General features: G+C 61.6%; 10 protein-coding genes. 5 read left to right on the top strand and 5 right to left on the bottom strand.

The window, feature by feature from the left end:
• Positions 1-40 precede the first annotated feature (40 nt).
• Positions 41-481 carry a universal stress protein gene (locus ACXX83_RS05475; protein ID WP_015095958.1) on the top strand — a complete coding sequence of 147 codons (441 nt, stop codon included), beginning with the start codon at positions 41-43 and terminating at the stop codon, positions 479-481.
• A 183-nt stretch (positions 482-664) separates the two neighbouring features.
• Here ACXX83_RS05475 and ACXX83_RS05470 read toward each other — a convergent pair whose 3' ends face one another.
• On the bottom strand, positions 665-2,584 hold the full coding sequence (locus ACXX83_RS05470; RefSeq protein ID WP_007974055.1) for an ATP-binding cassette domain-containing protein: 1,920 nt from the start codon (positions 2,582-2,584) through the stop codon (positions 665-667).
• Positions 2,585-2,797: 213 nt separating this feature from the next.
• On the opposite strand from ACXX83_RS05470, the gene ACXX83_RS05465 reads away from it, so the two are divergent.
• A complete protein-coding gene (locus ACXX83_RS05465) occupies positions 2,798-4,726 on the top strand; it encodes a transglycosylase SLT domain-containing protein (RefSeq protein ID WP_015095960.1) in 1,929 nt (642 codons plus the stop codon).
• A 137-nt stretch (positions 4,727-4,863) separates the two neighbouring features.
• Here ACXX83_RS05465 and ACXX83_RS05460 read toward each other — a convergent pair whose 3' ends face one another.
• Entirely contained in the window at positions 4,864-6,645 is a 1,782-nt protein-coding gene (locus tag ACXX83_RS05460) for an ABC transporter transmembrane domain-containing protein (protein WP_458550160.1), read from the bottom strand.
• A 251-nt stretch (positions 6,646-6,896) separates the two neighbouring features.
• On the opposite strand from ACXX83_RS05460, the gene ACXX83_RS05455 reads away from it, so the two are divergent.
• Positions 6,897-7,076, top strand: a complete 180-nt coding sequence (locus ACXX83_RS05455; RefSeq protein ID WP_007974065.1) for a PA1571 family protein — start codon at positions 6,897-6,899, stop codon at positions 7,074-7,076.
• Between the two features lie 171 nt (positions 7,077-7,247).
• Here ACXX83_RS05455 and pdxB read toward each other — a convergent pair whose 3' ends face one another.
• Entirely contained in the window at positions 7,248-8,390 is a 1,143-nt protein-coding gene (gene pdxB / locus ACXX83_RS05450) for a 4-phosphoerythronate dehydrogenase PdxB (protein WP_458547760.1), read from the bottom strand.
• Between the two features lie 267 nt (positions 8,391-8,657).
• Here pdxB and ACXX83_RS05445 point away from each other — a divergent pair, with 267 nt between their 5' ends.
• The gene (locus tag ACXX83_RS05445; protein WP_458547759.1) at positions 8,658-10,067 is read left to right on the top strand and encodes an MATE family efflux transporter; all 1,410 of its coding nucleotides are present in this window, start codon (positions 8,658-8,660) and stop codon (positions 10,065-10,067) included.
• Positions 10,068-10,117: 50 nt separating this feature from the next.
• On the opposite strand, the gene tusA is transcribed toward ACXX83_RS05445, so the two are convergent.
• Both tusA and rlmM read right to left on the bottom strand, forming a co-directional pair.
• A complete protein-coding gene (gene tusA / locus ACXX83_RS05440; RefSeq protein WP_007974070.1) occupies positions 10,118-10,369 on the bottom strand; it encodes a sulfurtransferase TusA in 252 nt (83 codons plus the stop codon).
• Between the two features lie 192 nt (positions 10,370-10,561).
• Complete coding sequence (gene rlmM / locus ACXX83_RS05435; RefSeq protein WP_008022982.1) at positions 10,562-11,635, bottom strand: 23S rRNA (cytidine(2498)-2'-O)-methyltransferase RlmM; 1,074 nt, start codon at positions 11,633-11,635, stop codon at positions 10,562-10,564.
• Positions 11,636-11,860: 225 nt separating this feature from the next.
• Here rlmM and acnA point away from each other — a divergent pair, with 225 nt between their 5' ends.
• Positions 11,861-14,602: an aconitate hydratase AcnA gene (acnA, locus tag ACXX83_RS05430; protein WP_458547758.1), complete on the top strand. Its 2,742-nt coding sequence runs from the start codon at positions 11,861-11,863 to the stop codon at positions 14,600-14,602.
• Positions 14,603-14,792: the final 190 nt, after the last annotated feature.

The following is a 14,792-nucleotide window of genomic DNA, read 5'->3' as shown; positions in this document are numbered from 1 at the left end:
CCATACTTACCAATATTGCAATCCTCAGGAGGAGCACCTCATGCCCTACAACCATATTCTGGTCGCTGTAGATCTGACCGAAGAGTGCGACCCTGTGATCCACCGCGCTCGCGAGCTGTCGGTGAGCAACGGCGCGAAATTGTCACTGGTGCACATTGTCGAGCCGATGGCGATGGCCTTCGGCGGCGACGTGCCGATGGACCTGTCACAACTGCAACAACAGCAGTTCGATCAGGCCAAGGAGCGCCTTGACCGGTTGATCCTCAAATACCCGGAGCTCTCCAAGGAATACAGCCACCTGACCTATGGCCAGCCACGCCAGGAAATCCACCACCTGGCCAAGGAGCAAACCTGCGACCTGATCGTGGTGGGCAGCCACGGCCGGCACGGCCTGGCACTGCTGCTGGGCTCCACCGCCAATGACGTGCTGCATGGCGCGCCTTGCGATGTGCTTGCGGTGCGCCTGCAAACCAAAAGCTGACAACACCCGTCCTGTAGGAGCGAGCTCGCTCGCGATGAACCTGAGAACGCCGCGGGGCATCAGGTTTCCCGCGTCATCGTTGACGACCATCGCGAGCGAGCTCGCTCCTACAGGGAACTGCAGTTCATATGAAAAGCCCGGCGTTCACGTGTGTGAAGCCGGGCTTTTTTATTGCAGGATCAATCAGGCATCCAGTTCGGCCCAGCGCTCGACCATCACGTCGAGTTCAGCCTGCAACTGCGCCAGCTGAGCGATCACTGCAGCCGTCTCGGCAGCCGGGCGCAGGTAGAAACCCGCGTCGGCCATCTGCGCTTCAACGGCAGCGATCTGCTGCTCCATGGCTTCGATCTCGCCGGGCAACGCTTCCAGCTCACGCTGCAATTTGTAGCTGAGCTTCTTCTTCGCCACTGGCGCTTCGACTGCCGCCGCAACCGGTGCCGGCTCGGCCTTCACCACTGCAGAGTTCAGGTCGGCCTTGCCGGACTTGCTCTCGGTTACGCCGAGCAGGCGCGGCGAGCCGCCCTGACGCAGCCAGTCCTGATAACCGCCAACGTATTCGCGCACCTTGCCTTCACCTTCGAAGACCAGGGTGCTGGTCACCACGTTGTCGAGGAATGCCCGGTCGTGACTGACCATCAATACGGTGCCGTTGAAGGTCAGCAGAACCTCTTCGAGCAATTCGAGGGTTTCGACGTCGAGGTCGTTGGTCGGTTCGTCGAGTACCAGCAGGTTGGCCGGCTTGCTGAACAGCTTGGCCAGCAACAGACGGGCACGTTCACCGCCGGACAGCGCCTTGACCGGCGTGCGGGCACGCTGCGGGCTGAACAGGAAGTCGCCGAGGTAGCTCAGCACGTGGCGACTCTGGCCGTCGATATCGATGAAGTCGCGGCCTTCGGCGACGTTGTCGATCACGGTCTTTTCCAGATCCAGCTGATGGCGCAACTGGTCGAAGTAGGCAACATCGATCCTGGTGCCCTCTTCCACCTTGCCGCTGGTTGGCTGCAAGCCGCTGAGCATCAGCTTCAGCAGCGTGGTCTTGCCGGTACCGTTGGCGCCGAGCAGACCGATACGGTCGCCGCGCTGCAGCACCATGGAGAAGTCCTTGATCAGGAACGGACCGTCCGGGTGAGCAAAGCTCACGTTATCGAGGACCATGACCTGTTTGCCGGACTTGTCGGCGGTTTCCAGCTGAATGTTGGCCTTGCCGGTCCGCTCGCGACGTTCGCTGCGCTCGACGCGCAAGGCTTTGAGCGCGCGTACGCGGCCTTCGTTACGGGTGCGGCGGGCCTTGATGCCCTGGCGAATCCACACTTCTTCCTGGGCCAGGCGCTTGTCGAACAGCGCGTTGGCGGTTTCTTCGGCCGCCAGCGCGGCTTCCTTGTGTACGAGGAAACTGGCGTAGTCGCCGTTCCAGTCGATCAGGCCACCACGATCCAGTTCGAGGATGCGGGTTGCCAGGTTCTGCAGGAAAGAACGGTCGTGCGTGATGAACAGCACGGCGCCCTGGAAATCCTTCAGCGCCTCTTCAAGCCAGGCGATGGCACCGATGTCCAGGTGGTTGGTCGGCTCGTCGAGCAGCAGCAGGTCCGGCTCGGACACCAGGGCCTGGGCCAGCAGGACGCGACGACGCCAGCCGCCGGACAACTCGGCGAGGGTCTTGTCGGCCGGCAGTTGCAGGCGACTCAGGGTGCTGTCGACCAGCGTCTGCAAGCGCCAGCCATCGCGGGCTTCGAGGTCGTGCTGGACGTGCATCAGCTTGTCCAGATCGGCATCGGTGACGATGTTCTGGCTCAGGTGGTGATACTCGGCGAGCAACGCACCGACGCCGTCCAGGCCTTCGGCCACCACGTCGAACACTGTCCGCTCGTCGGCCACCGGCAATTCTTGCGGCAATTCGCCGATCTTGAGACCGGGTGCGCGCCAAACGGAGCCGTCATCGGGCTTCTGGTCGCCCTTGACGAGCTTCATCATGCTGGACTTGCCAGTGCCGTTGCGGCCGATGATGCACACCCGCTCACCACGGGCGATCTGCCAGGACACCTTGTCCAACAACGGCATAGCGCCGAAAGCAAGGGACACATCGCTGAATTTGAGCAGGGTCATGAGCTTCTCCAAAAACCGGGCGCGCATTCTACCTGACTTGAGGCTTCAGAAGGCCGGCAATTTCACTCTCGTAGCACTCTGAACGACAAATGTTGCGAACTGATGCGGGAAGACCCGCAAAGCTTTCGCCGGCTGCTGGCAAAAGGCTAAGCTACAGACAATTCAGTGCGGGCCTGACCCGCACTTGTCATGTTTTCTCTGCCTGGACGTCTCATGCGCAGTCGCCTTTTCAATCTTTTGTCGTGTTTTTTACTTTCAGCCGCAGCGCTTCAATCCGCCCAGGCGGTGGACCTGTCCACCCAACGCCAATATTACGATGAAGCCAAGCGCGCCCTGGCCAAGGGCGATTCCGGCCCGTATTTCCGTTACAGCCAGGCCCTCGCCGATTATCCGCTGGAGCCGTATCTGGCCTATGACGAACTGACCGCGCGCCTGAAAACCGCGAGCAACGCCGAAATCGAGAAATTCCTCGCCGAACACGGCGACCTGCCCCAGGCCAACTGGATGAAACTGCGCTGGTTGCGCTGGCTGGCGGACCGGGGCGACTGGGCGACTTTCGTCAAGTATTACGACCCGAAAATGAACTTCACCGAACTGGACTGCCTGAATGCGCAGTACCAGATCAGCCACAACCTCAAGGCCGAAGGTTACGCCAACACCGAAAAGCTCTGGCTGACCGGCAAATCCCAGCCCGAAGCCTGCGATGCCCTGTTCGGCATGTGGGCGGCCGAAGGCCAGTTGACCGAGCAAAAACGCTGGGAGCGCGCCAAACTCGCCGCCCAGGCGCGCAACTATCCGCTGGCCAACAGCCTGGTCAACGGCTTGACCACCCTCGCCCCGCGCGGTCGCTTGCTGGTGGACGTCGCGCAGAAACCGGAACTGCTCAACCAGCCGTCACGCTTCACCCCGGCAGATGAAGCCATGTCCGACGTGGTCAGCCTCGGCCTGCGCCGCCTGGCTCGCCAGGACCCGGACAGGGCCATGAACCTGCTCGACGGCTACGCCAGCAGCATGCACTTCTCCCGGGATGAAAAAGTCGCAATCGCCCGGGAAATCGGCTTGACCCTCGCCAAACGTTTCGACGGCCGAGCCCTGGACGTCATGACCAAATACGATCCGGAACTGCGCGACAACACAGTTTCCGAATGGCGCCTGCGCCTGCTCCTGCGCCTGGCGCGCTGGGACGATGCCTACCAGTTGACCCGCCGCCTGCCCCAGGACCTGGCCACCACCAACCGCTGGCGCTACTGGCAGGCCCGCAGCCTGGAACTGGCGCAACCGCAGAATCCGGAAGTGCAGACGCTCTATAAAAACCTGGCCCGCGAACGCGACTTCTATGGTTTCCTCGCCGCCGATCGCTCGCAGTCACCCTACTCGCTGAACAACAAGCCGCTGGTGATGAGCCAGGCGCTGATCAACAAAGTGCGCAACACCCCCGGCATACGTCGCGCCCTGGAGTTCCACGCTCGCGGGCAAATCGTCGACGGTCGCCGCGAGTGGTACCACGTCAGCCGCCACTTCAGCCGTGACGAGATGGTTGCCCAGGCCAAACTGGCCTACGACCTCAAATGGTACTTCCCGGCCATTCGCACCATCAGCCAGGCGCAGTATTGGGACGATCTGGATATTCGCTTCCCGATGGCCCACCGCAACACGCTGGTGCGTGAAGCGAAGAATCGCGGCCTGCATCCGAGCTGGGCATTCGCCATCACTCGCCAGGAAAGCGCCTTCATGGAAGATGCCCGCTCCGGGGTCGGCGCCTCGGGCCTGATGCAACTGATGCCCGCCACCGCCAAGGAAACCGCACGCAAGTTCAGCATTCCCTATAGCTCGCCACAGCAACTGTTCAACCCGGACAAGAACATCCAGCTCGGCGCCGCTTACCTGAGCCAGGTGCACAGCCAGTTCAACGGCAACCGCGTCCTTGCCTCCGCCGCCTACAACGCCGGCCCGGGTCGCGTGCGCCAATGGCTGCGCGGTGCCGACCACCTGAGTTTCGATGTGTGGGTAGAAAGCATCCCGTTCGACGAAACCCGCCAGTACGTGCAAAACGTGTTGTCGTACTCGGTGATCTACGGCCAGAAGCTCAACTCGCCACAGCCGATCGTGGATTGGCATGAGCGGTTTTTCGACGATCAATGACCGGTAATGCCGGTTATGTAGGAGCTGCCGAAGGCTGCGATCTTTTGATCTTGCTCTAAAAATGCCCGCATCAAACGATGCGGGCATTTTTTTGTCAGGGGTCTTCAAGATCAAAAGATCGCAGCCTGCGGCAGCTCCTACAGTTCGGCGGCAATCTTGCCGTCACTGAACTGCAACGCCGCCAGCCGTGCATACAAGGCATTGCTGGCAATCAGTTCCTGGTGCGTCCCTACCGCCACCAGCTTCCCCTGATCCATCACCGCGATCCGGTCGGCGTTTTTAACCGTGGCCAGGCGATGGGCGATCACCAGGGTGGTTCGGTTCTTCATCAGGCTCGGCAGCGCCTGCTGGATCAGGTGCTCACTCTGGGCATCGAGGGCGCTGGTGGCTTCGTCGAGGAGCAGGATCGGGGCGTCCACCAGCAACGCGCGGGCGATAGCCAGGCGTTGGCGCTGGCCGCCGGACAAGCCGAGACCGCCATCCCCCAGATGAGTCTGGTAACCGCTGGGCATGGCTTCGATAAAGTCATGGGCGTAAGCGATCTTTGCCGCATCCTGTACCTCGGCCAGCGTCGCCTGCGGATTGCCGTAGCGAATATTGTCTTCAATGCTGCCGAAAAACAGCGCCGGGGTCTGTGACACCAGGGCGAAGCAGCGGCGCAAATCCAGCGGATCGAGCTGAGTCAACGGCACGCCATCGAGCAGGATGCGCCCCTCGGCCGGGTCGTAGAAACGCAGCAGCAAGTCATACACCGTCGACTTGCCGGCCCCGGAGGGCCCAACCAGCGCCAGCGTCTCACCGGCATTGACTGTCAGGCTCAAGCCGTCGACAGCGTAACTTTCCGGCCGCGACGGGTAGGAAAAACGCACATTTTGCAGCTGCAGGTGGCCGTCGACCCGTTCCGGCAGCGTCACCGCGCCTGCGACCGGTGGCAGGATGATGTTTTCCGAACGCAGCAACTCGGCAATCCGTTCGGCTGCGCCGGCCGCCCGCTGCAATTCCCCGATCACCTCGCTCAAGGTGCCGAACGCACTGCCGACGATCAGGCTGTAGAACACGAACGCCGCCAGCTCGCCGGCGGAAATTCGCCCGGCGATGACGTCCATCCCGCCGACCCAGAGCATCACCCCGACCGCGCCCAGGACCAGCACGATCACCAGGGTAATCAGCCACGCCCGCTGGAAAATGCGCTTGCGTGCGGTGTTGAACGCCTCCTCCACGGTCAGGGCAAACCGTTGCTCGTCCTGGACCTGATGGTTGTAGGCTTGCACGGTCTTGATCTGCCCCAGGGTTTCGGAAACATAACTGCCGATATCGGCAATCCGGTCCTGGCTAAGGCGCGAGAGGTTACGCACCCGGCGACCGAAAATCAGGATCGGCGCGATCACCAGGGGCAAGGCCACCACTACGATACTGGTGAGCTTGGGGTTGGTGATGAACAACAGGACGATCCCGCCGATCACCATCAACAGATTGCGCAGGAACAACGATAGCGAAGACCCGATGACCGATTGCAGCAGCGTGGTGTCGGCGGTCAGGCGAGACTGGATTTCGGAGCTGCGATTGTCTTCGTAAAAACCCGGGTGCAGGTAAATCAGGTGATTGAACACGTCACGCCGGATATCGGCGACGCAGCGCTCGCCGATCCACGACACCAGGTAAAACCGTACAAAGGTGCCGATCGCCAGCCCCACCACCAGCAACATGAACAGGCCAATGGACTGATTGAGCAGGTGTGGCGACTGGGTCATGAACCCCTTGTCCACCAGCATGCGGATGCCCTGCCCCATGGACAAGGTGATGCCGGCAGTGACGATCAACGCCAGCAAGGCGCCGAAGGCCTGCCAGCGATACGGCGCAATGAAACGACTGGCCAGGCGAACAGCACGGCGGTGACGGGCAGAGAGCATCGCAAACATCCGGGACAAGACAATCATTAGGGTCAGCCTACACCGCTCAATGGGGTGGCTCGCTGCAAATCACAATGAGTCAGGTTAATTATGTCCACCAACACTAGAGGCTAGACGCTATTGGTCTAAAGTTCGGCTAGCCACGCGAAGGCATTTCTGCTGCACTGGTTCTGTTCCCCCGGAAAGATCGCAGGGAGTTGTCATAGCCCGGTCACCTGGTGGTTCTACAGTAAGCGCACAACCTGATGAGGAGACAGGCCATGTCCTTGCAACACAGCAGCGATGACAAGATTCAAGTGATCCGCACGCAACCAGACCAGTCTCTGGGCTGCTCGATTATCGACGAGCAAGGCCGCGAAGTACCGATCACTGAAGAAATGATCCAGAAAGCTTGCAGCGAACTGGAAAAGCGATTGGTCAAGCCTGCCGAACAAGAGTGATATAGCCACCGTCTTCTTGACCCGGCCCATAGTTGGCCGGGTTTTTTATGGGTGCCTGTCCGGACATTGTGGGGTGCCCTTCGCGAGCAAGCCCGCTCCCACACTGGATCTATATGCACCACAAATCCCCTGTGGGAGCGGGCTTGCTCGCGAAGGGGCCGCCATGGCCCATCAGATTGCCATCGCTCCCAACGCCGCCACAATCCTCTGCAACTCAGGCGCATCCCCCTCGATCCGCACCTGCAAGCCGTCGATCTCACGGCGCGACGGGTATTGCTTGCGCAGCACATCGAACGCCGCGCGCTGCTCGCTGACACTGCCGACAAGGCTGCGGCGGAAATCCGCATCGTCACGACGCGGGTCATACACGCCACGGCACAGCATCGCCAAGGCCCAGGCCGGGTCGCTTTGCGCATTCAGTGTCACGTGCGACAACCAGGGTGCCGGCAGCAAATCGCTCAGACTGACGCGGGGCGGTTGCCCGAGGAAATCGCAATAGGCCTGATAGATCTGCGCGGTCCCCCGCTGCTTGCCGTCGAGGCTGTAACCGGCAATGTGCGGCGTGGCCAGCACGCACAGCTCGGCCAGCGCCACGTCGACTTCAGGCTCGCCTTCCCAGACATCGAGCACTGCTTGCAGGTCTTCACGCTCCAGCAGCAAATCGCGCAGTGCCGCGTTGTTGACCACAGGTCCACGACTGGCATTGATCAGCCAGGTACCGGACCTGAGCTGGTTGAGGCGTTTTTCATCGAACAGATGCCAGGTCGATTGAGGCCCCTGCTTGGTCAGCGGCGTGTGCAGGCTGATGACGTCGCACTCGTCGATGATCTGCTCGAGGCTGACGTAGTCACCGCCTTCATTCGCCTGCCGTGGTGGATCGCACACCAGCACCTTCCAGCCCAGACCCTGCAGGACCTTGACCAGTCGGCCGCCCACCTCGCCGGCGCCGACCACGCCGTAGGTACGCCGGGTCAGGTCGGCCCCTTCGATTTCAGCCAGGGTCAGCAAGCTGCCGAGCACATAGTCGACCACGCCGCGGGCATTGCAGCCCGGTGCACTGGACCAGGTGATGCCGGCCTGCTGAAAGTAATCCAGGTCCAGATGATCGGTGCCGATGGTGCACGTACCGACAAAGCGCACCTTGCTGCCTTCAAGCAGCGCGCGGTTGACGTTGGTCACCGAACGCACCAACAGCACATCGGCCTGCTCGACCGTGGCACGGTCGATGGCGCGACCCGGCACCCGGCGGATTTCACCGAAGCCTTCAAAGAAGGCCTCGAGCAGGGGGATATTTTCGTCGGCAACAATCAGCATGGCAGGCTCCTTTTGGCGGATCGGCAGTGTAGGCGTAGATGACGCATCGCGCCTAGACGCATCTCTCTGTAGGAGCGAGCTTGCTCGCGAAGGACGCAAGGATGCCACGTTCATTCAGGCATCCCGCGCCATCGTTGACGCTCATCGCGAGCAAGCTCGCTCCTACAGAGGGTTGATTACAAATCCATAACACGGGCCTTTTCCTGACTGCCGCGTCAACGCGTAGAATGCGCGGCTGTGCATCAAAACCTCTTGGACGTTTCGCTATTGAATCCTGTTATTGAAAGTACCGTCGCCACTGCGCCTTCGCGGACGACCCCCGTTCGCCTGGAACTCAAGGGCCTGCTCGGCCTGGCCCTGCCCATCATGATCGCGCAACTGGCCACCACGGCCATGGGCTTCGTCGATGCGGTGATGGCCGGCCGTGTCAGCCCGAGGGACCTGGCCTCGGTGGCCCTGGGCAACTCGATCTGGATTCCGGTCTACCTGTTGATGTCCGGCGTTCTGCTGGCAACCACACCCAAGGTCGCGCAACGCTTTGGCGCCGCACAGTTCGACGAGATCGGCCCGCTGGTACGCCAGGCGCTGTGGCTGGCATTGTGTGTCGGCTTGATCGGCAGCGGCCTGCTGCTCAGCGCCGAGCCGATCCTGCACTGGATGAAAGTCGATCCGCAATTGATCGAGCCGAGCATGGGTTACCTGCACGGGATCGCCTTCGGGTTTCCCGGCATGGCGTTCTACTACGTATTGCGCTGCTACAGCGATGGCATGGGGCGTACCCGCCCGAGCATGGTCATCGGCTTGTGCGGCCTGCTGCTGAACATCCCGCTGAACTATGCGTTGATCTACGGCCATTTCGGCGCACCGGCCCTGGGCGGCGTCGGTTGCGGCTGGGCCAGCGGCATCGTGATGTGGTTCATGGCGTTGAGCATGGCTGGCTGGACCTTCTGGGCCCCCTTCTATGCCCGCACCCGGGTACTGGTGCGCTTCGACCGCCCGCAATGGGCCGTGATCAAGCGCCTGGTCGGCATTGGCCTGCCGATTGGCATAGCCGTCTTCGCCGAGTCCAGCATCTTCGCAGTTATCGCGCTATTGATCGGCAGTCTCGGCTCTACCGTGGTGGCCGGGCATCAGATCGCCCTCAATATCAGCTCGTTGCTGTTCATGATTCCTTATTCGCTAGGCATGGCGGTGACCGTGCGCGTCGGTCAGGCACTGGGGGCCGGCAATCCCTGGCAGGCGCGCTTCGCGGCGAAGGTCGGGCTCGGCGCGGCACTGGTGTTCGCGGCGTTCTCGGCGAGCCTGATCCTGCTCCTGCGCGAACCTATCGCCTCGATCTACACGCCTGACAAGGCCGTGATCCAGATTGCGTCGATGTTGATTGTGTATGCCGCGCTGTACCAGTTTTCCGATGCCATCCAGGTGATTTGCGCGGGCGCGTTGCGTGGCTACCAGGACACCCGGGTGACCATGATCCTGACCTTGTTCGCCTATTGGGGCATCGGTCTGCCGGTCGGCTACGTGTTGGGACTGACCGACTGGTTCGGTCCGGCCAGCGGCCCGAGCGGGCTGTGGGAAGGGTTGATTGCCGGCTTGAGCTGTGCGGCGCTGATGTTGTCGATCCGCCTGACGCTCAGTGCGCGCAAACGGATTCGTAACAGCCGCTCGGCCGGCTGATTGCACAAACAAAAAGACCTGCGTTTGCAGGTCTTTTTTTGGAGGTGTCGTCAGCCTGACTTCTTGCGAATCCAGTAGAGGTAGGTGCCCTCCTCCTCGTGCTGCGCTACCAGTTCGTGGTCAAGAAACACACAGAACTTGGGAATGTCACGACGGGTCGACGGGTCGGTGGCGATGACCTTGAGCAGGCCGCCGGGCACCAGGTCACGGATGTGCTGGTGCAGCATCATCACCGGCTCGGGGCAGTTGAGGCCGGTGGCATCGAGGGTGCCGTCTACCGGCGTATCAAGCATTTCACTCATGATTCACTCCTGAAACTGGCCGGCATTGTCGCCCATTGCCGGGTGTAACGTCATCTGTGGCATAACGCCGTACTCTTGTAGGAGCGAGCTTGCTCGCGATGATCGTTAACGATAACGCTGGATGCCTGACACCCCAATGCGCTCTCAAGTCCATCGCGAGCAGGCTCGCTCCTACAGGGGGGTTGCGGTGCTTCAGCGGGACTTGGGTTTCTTCACGTCCAGCCGGCGCAAATGGCAAGTCACTTCCTCGCGGTCGTGGTACAGCTGCTTGCAGCCGATCTCGACCTTGATACCCCGTGCCTTGAAACCATCGGCAATGCGCTCGAGCAGCCGCTTCACTTCGGCATAGCGCTGCTTCATCGGCAGCTTGAGGTTGACCACCGCCTCACGGCAATGGCCGTCACCGATCCACTCTTCCAGCATCGCCGCATTGCGCGCCGGCTTCTCGACGATGTCGCAGACCATCCAGTCCACCGGCTGCTTGGGTTTGAAGGTGAAACCGTCGGCCATCAGGTGTTGCACCAGCCCCGTGTCCATCAGGCTTTCAGCCATCGGGCCGTTGTCGATGGCGGTCACCAGCATGCCGCGGTTGACCAGTTGCCAGGTCCAGCCACCGGGAGCGGCCCCGAGGTCGACGCCGGTCATGTCGCTGTGCAGGCGCTCGTCCCACTGGTCGCGCGGGATGAAGTGGTGCCAGGCCTCTTCCAGCTTCAGGGTCGAGCGGCTCGGCGCCTCCCGAGGAAACTTCAAGCGGGGAATGCCCATCGGCCACATCGCCGAGTTGTTCGACTCGGCCAGCCCCATGAACACCTCACGGCCGCTTTTGAAGGTCAGCAACAGCCGCGGCTTGTGAGCGTCTTCCACCAGTTTGCCGGCGGCCATCAGCGCCTTGCGCAGGTGCACTTCGAACTTTTTGCAGAAGTTCGACAGTTCCTTGCCATCATTGGTGTCGACCATTTCCAGCCACAGGCTGCCGCACAGCGGAAAGTCCGCCATATGATCGAGGATCACGCTGATGCGGTCGGTTTCCGGCAGATCGATGAAAATCCCCCGGGCCCATTGGCGCGGGAAGATCAGCTCGGCGAAACGCTGCCCGCGCATCAGGCGCTCGGCGCCGTCTTCTTCGGTGCAGACGAATTCGGCGCAAGCGGTGGCGGCTTTGGCCTTGGCGTAGCCGGCCACGTTCAAGCGCGCGGCGAGGTCGGAAATCTCGGAACAGACTTCACCTTCGAAGCCCGGCCGGCAATGCATGAATAGGGTGTTCATTCTTACTCCTGGACCCTGTAGGAGCGAGCTTGCTCGCTCCCACAAAGAGAGACCGCTTGCGTTGAAGCAAAGCCTGTCACGAAAACCGGCGCATGATAGCCGAGATCGGAACCTGGGTCTGTCCATAGAGTCCAGTTATTAGCCAGCTACCGAAAACAGGGCTAGGTTTAAGGCTCTGTCCGTCCCCTCAGTCCGTAGCCGTGCGGACTTCAAGGAGTGATCGCAATGCCGTCCCTCGATAGCCTGAATACGTTGAAAACCCTGCAGGTCGGCAACAAGACCTACCACTACTTCAGCCTGCCCGACGCCGCCAGGAGCCTGGGCGAGCTGGACAAGTTGCCGATGTCGTTGAAAGTCCTGCTGGAAAACCTGCTGCGCTGGGAGGACGAAAAAACCGTCACCGGCGCCGACCTCAAGGCACTGGCCGCGTGGCTCAAGGAGCGCCGCTCCGACCGCGAAATCCAGTACCGCCCGGCGCGGGTGCTGATGCAGGACTTCACCGGTGTTCCCGCCGTGGTCGACCTGGCCGCCATGCGCGCGGCGATGGCCAGGGCCGGCGGCGATCCACAGCGCATCAACCCGCTGTCGCCGGTGGACCTGGTGATCGACCACTCGGTGATGGTCGACAAGTTCGCCAGCAGCAGCGCTTTCGAGCAGAACGTCGACATTGAAATGCAGCGCAATGGCGAGCGCTATGCGTTCCTGCGCTGGGGCCAGAGTGCCTTCGACAACTTCAGCGTGGTGCCGCCGGGCACCGGGATCTGCCACCAGGTGAATCTTGAATACCTCGGTCGCACGGTCTGGAACAAGGACGAGGACGGCCGCACCTATGCCTTCCCCGACACCCTGGTCGGCACCGACTCCCACACAACCATGATCAACGGCCTCGGCGTGCTCGGCTGGGGTGTCGGTGGCATCGAGGCGGAAGCGGCGATGCTCGGGCAACCGGTGTCGATGCTGATTCCCGAAGTCATCGGTTTCAAACTCACCGGCAAGCTCAGGGAAGGCATCACCGCCACCGACCTGGTGCTGACCGTCACCCAGATGCTGCGCAAGAAAGGCGTGGTGGGCAAATTCGTCGAATTCTACGGCGACGGCCTTGCCGACCTGCCGCTGGCCGACCGGGCGACCATCGCCAACATGGCGCCGGAATACGGCGCCACCTGCGGTTTCTTCCCGGTGGACGACGTCACGCTGGAGTACCTGCGCCTGTCCGGCCGCCCACTTGAAACAGTGCAATTGGTCGAGGCCTACAGCAAGGCCCAGGGTCTGTGGCGCCTGCCCGGCCAGGAGCCGGTGTTCACCGACACCCTGGCGCTGGACATGGGCAGCGTCGAAGCCAGCCTCGCGGGACCAAAACGTCCGCAGGACCGGGTGTCGCTGCCGAATGTCGCGCAAGCCTTCAGCGACTTCGTCGACCTGCAATTCAAACCCACCAGCAAGGAAGAAGGTCGCCTCGAAAGCGAAGGTGGTGGTGGCGTCGCCGTCGGCAATGCCGATATGGCCGGTGAAGCGGACTACGATTACGAAGGCCAGACCTATCGCCTGAAAAACGGCGCCGTGGTCATTGCCGCCATCACCTCCTGCACCAACACCTCCAACCCGAGCGTGATGATGGCGGCCGGGCTGGTGGCGAAGAAGGCCGTGGAAAAAGGCCTGAAACGCAAACCCTGGGTGAAGAGCTCGCTGGCCCCCGGCTCGAAGGTGGTCACCGACTACTACAAGGCGGCCGGCCTGACCCGCTACCTCGATGAATTGGGCTTTGCCCTGGTCGGCTACGGCTGCACCACCTGCATCGGCAACTCCGGACCGCTGCCGGAACCCATCGAGAAAGCCATCCAGCAAGCCGACCTCACCGTGGCATCGGTACTCTCGGGCAATCGCAACTTCGAAGGCCGGGTGCATCCCCTGGTGAAAACCAACTGGCTGGCTTCCCCGCCACTGGTGGTCGCCTATGCGTTGGCAGGTACGGTACGCACCGACCTCAGCCGCGAACCGCTGGGCGAAGACAAGGACGGTAAACTGGTATACCTGCGGGACATCTGGCCCAGCAGCAAAGAAATCGCCGACGCGGTGAGCCAGGTCAACACCGCCATGTTCCACAAGGAATACGCCGAAGTGTTTGCCGGAGACGAACAATGGCAGGCGATCGAGGTGCCGCAAGCGGCGACCTATGTCTGGCAGGACGACTCGACCTACATCCAGCATCCCCCCTTCTTCGACGACATCGGCGGCCCGCCGCCCCTGGTCAAGGATGTCAGCGCAGCGAACATTCTCGCCCTGCTCGGCGACTCGGTGACCACTGATCACATCTCCCCCGCCGGCAACATCAAGGCGGAAAGCCCGGCAGGGCAATACCTACGCGACAAAGGCGTGGAACCGCGGGACTTCAACTCCTACGGTTCGCGACGCGGCAACCATGAAGTGATGATGCGCGGCACCTTCGCCAACATCCGCATACGCAACGAAATGCTCGGCGGCGAGGAAGGCGGCAACACCCGCTACATTCCCACCGGGGAGAAAATGCCGATCTACGACGCCGCCATGCGCTATCAGGCGTCGGGCACCCCGCTAGTGGTGATTGCCGGCCAGGAATACGGCACCGGATCGAGCCGCGACTGGGCGGCCAAAGGCACCAATCTGCTGGGCGTCAAAGCGGTCATCGCCGAAAGCTTCGAACGCATCCACCGCTCCAACCTGGTGGGCATGGGCGTATTGCCGTTGCAGTTCAAGCTGGATCAGAACCGCAAGAGCCTGAACCTCAACGGCAGTGAAACCCTGGACATCCTCGGCTTGACGGGTGTCGAGCTGACACCACGGATGAACCTGACACTGGTCATCACTCGCGAAGACGGCAGCCGCGAGAAAATCGAGGTGCTGTGCCGCATCGATACGCTCAATGAGGTGGAATACTTCAAGTCCGGAGGGATTCTGCATTACGTGTTGCGGCAGCTGATTGCCTCCTAGCCATGCGCTGATACAAACACCGCCTTCGGGCGGTGTTTTTGTTTGTGACCACATCCCTATAATCTCGCACTGCTTGATGTTGGCCCGACACTAGTCCCTGTGGGAGCGAGCTTGCTCGCGATAGCGGAGTGTCATTCAACATCATCTTTGAATGTTCCGCCGTCATCGCGAGCAAGCTCGCTCCCACTGG

Source organism: Pseudomonas sp. GNP012 (assembly GCF_054343835.1).
Note: the sequence above shows the minus strand (reverse complement) of the source record. Positions and strands in the feature narration are given on the sequence as shown.

Excerpts from the sequence above, each read along its gene's own strand:
- ACXX83_RS05475 (WP_015095958.1), top strand. The coding sequence starts at position 41 with ATGCCCTACAACCATATTCTGGTCGCTGTAGATCTGACCGAAGAGTGC.
- ACXX83_RS05470 (WP_007974055.1), bottom strand. The coding sequence starts at position 2,584 with ATGACCCTGCTCAAATTCAGCGATGTGTCCCTTGCTTTCGGCGCTATG.
- ACXX83_RS05465 (WP_015095960.1), top strand. The coding sequence starts at position 2,798 with ATGCGCAGTCGCCTTTTCAATCTTTTGTCGTGTTTTTTACTTTCAGCC.
- ACXX83_RS05460 (WP_458550160.1), bottom strand. The coding sequence starts at position 6,645 with ATGTTTGCGATGCTCTCTGCCCGTCACCGCCGTGCTGTTCGCCTGGCC.
- ACXX83_RS05455 (WP_007974065.1), top strand. The coding sequence starts at position 6,897 with ATGTCCTTGCAACACAGCAGCGATGACAAGATTCAAGTGATCCGCACG.
- pdxB (WP_458547760.1), bottom strand. The coding sequence starts at position 8,390 with ATGCTGATTGTTGCCGACGAAAATATCCCCCTGCTCGAGGCCTTCTTT.
- tusA (WP_007974070.1), bottom strand. The coding sequence starts at position 10,369 with ATGAGTGAAATGCTTGATACGCCGGTAGACGGCACCCTCGATGCCACC.
- rlmM (WP_008022982.1), bottom strand. The coding sequence starts at position 11,635 with ATGAACACCCTATTCATGCATTGCCGGCCGGGCTTCGAAGGTGAAGTC.
- acnA (WP_458547758.1), top strand. The coding sequence starts at position 11,861 with ATGCCGTCCCTCGATAGCCTGAATACGTTGAAAACCCTGCAGGTCGGC.